This window comes from Loigolactobacillus binensis (assembly GCF_005405165.1).
GTDB lineage: Bacteria > Bacillota > Bacilli > Lactobacillales > Lactobacillaceae > Loigolactobacillus > Loigolactobacillus binensis.
Window position 1 is genome coordinate 1 of the sequence record NZ_BJDN01000074.1, and the last position, 1323, is coordinate 1323.

The 1323-nt window shown below is 42.0% G+C and carries 1 protein-coding gene; it reads right to left on the bottom strand.

What is annotated here, in order from left to right; genetic code table 11:
• Positions 1–61: 61 nt before the first annotated feature.
• Complete coding sequence (locus tag FFM78_RS13635; protein ID WP_137638914.1) at positions 62–1237, bottom strand: IS256 family transposase; 1176 nt, start codon at positions 1235–1237, stop codon at positions 62–64.
• Between the last annotated feature and the right edge of the window lie 86 nt (positions 1238–1323).

A 1323-nucleotide genomic window follows, 5' to 3' on the forward strand; every position in this document is an offset into this window, starting at 1 on the left:
GAGAGTGTCAAGAATTTTGTGTAAATGAGTAACTCTTGTTTGCACGATTAAATGACCAATTTCAAAACATTGATTCTAATGTATCTTGACATTGTTTGAAGCCACGATGAGACTTGCCAAAGTTCTTATCATTGTAGGCCAACATCTGTGTGACTAGGAAACGATCTAACGCGTCTTCATTCGGGAACTGTTCCTTCGCTTTAGTTTTTCGCTTGATCGCTTTGTTGAACGATTCGATAAGATTGGTTGAGTAGATCGAGGCTCTAATGCTTGTCGGGAAATCAAAAAAAGTAAGCAGATTTTTGGTCTCTGCTAAGCGCTTCGTCATTCTAGAATAGTTAGGTGCCCAGTGCGTAATAAAGGTAGCCAGAACCTTTTGAGCTTCAGACTTGGTTGTTGCTTGGTGAATTTGCTTGAATTCAGACATGACGGCCTGTCGGTCGCTAACACGTACTTTTTTGAAAATGTTACGACTCATATGAACGAGGCAACGCTGAAACTTTGCCTGTGGGTAGCTCTTCTCCAGCGCTGATTCAAGCCCAACCATTCCATCAGCGACAACTAGTTGAACGTTGATGATACCTCTTTTTACAAGCCCGCCTAATAATTCCGACCAAACTTCACCATTTTCAGTTGGAGCGATTTGGTAATCAAGAATCTGTTTCTCACCGGTTGTCGTGATGCCAATCGCGATATAGACCGCCTCACGTTCAACCGTATTTCGTCTGAGCGGAAGATAAGTCGCATCAATGAAGAGACAAACGAAGTTTGACTCAGTAAAATGACGTTCATGAAAAGCCTCAACTTGTCCCTCGACGACTTTGGTCATGTTTGAGATCGTTGTTGCGCAATAGTGTGATCCGTACATTTTCTCGATGAGCTCGGCAATTTCACGTGTTGTGATTCCTTTTTCGTAGAGCTTGATAACCATCTCTTCTAATGCATCAACACGACGCGTGTAGGGTGGAATGAGTGCTGCTTTGAATTCACCATTACGGTCACGAGGCACACAAATATTTAGTTTTCCATATTCGGAAGCTATTTGGCGAAAGTACTGTCCGTTTCTGGAATTTCCGCTGTTAAAACCGCTACGATCATATGGATCGTAGCCCAAAATTGCGGTTAATTCAGCTTGAAGCAGGCTGTTGACTGTTTTCTCCAATTGAACACGAAAAACCTCTTTTAAATTTCCTTGAGATAGTAGTGCTTGAGCGATTTCTTTGTTAAACTGATCCATGGGGAAGACCTCCGTTGATTATGTTTGGCGATTTAATCATACGGGGAAGGTCTTCCCTTTTCAATTACTATTTACACAAGATATTG

What these genes read in the sequence shown, in the direction of transcription:
- FFM78_RS13635 (WP_137638914.1), bottom strand. Translation starts at nt 1,237, where the DNA reads ATGGATCAGTTTAACAAAGAAATCGCTCAAGCACTACTATCTCAAGGA.